This is a genomic window from Holdemanella sp. DFI.5.55 (assembly GCF_020593575.1).
GTDB lineage: Bacteria > Bacillota_I > Bacilli_A > Erysipelotrichales > Erysipelotrichaceae > Holdemanella > Holdemanella hominis.
Genome location: NZ_JAJDMK010000418.1, coordinates 1 through 225, shown reverse-complemented (window position 1 = coordinate 225; position 225 = coordinate 1). Strand labels below are relative to the sequence as shown.

1 protein-coding gene is annotated in these 225 nt (G+C 27.6%); it reads left to right on the top strand.

Annotated features, from left to right (window positions below; genetic code table 11):
• Window positions 1–126 precede the first annotated feature (126 nt).
• Window positions 127–225, top strand: a 99-nt coding sequence (locus LJE08_RS15445) for a transposase (protein WP_227403670.1), incomplete at its 3' end; no start/stop codon positions are given.

Genomic DNA, 225 nt, shown 5'->3' with positions numbered 1-225 from the left:
ACAATTGGGGTTAGTCGTTCAGGTTTCTATAGCTATAAAAAGAATGAAAATCTACTTACGCAGACACAAATAAGAAATGAGCATCTTTAAAAAGAAATCAAGAAAATACATGAATAATCTTATGGTATATATGGATCACCAAAAATAACAGTATTACTAAATAAAAATGACGAAAACGTCAGTCAGAAACATGTATATAATTTAATGCATGTTATGGGAATAAAA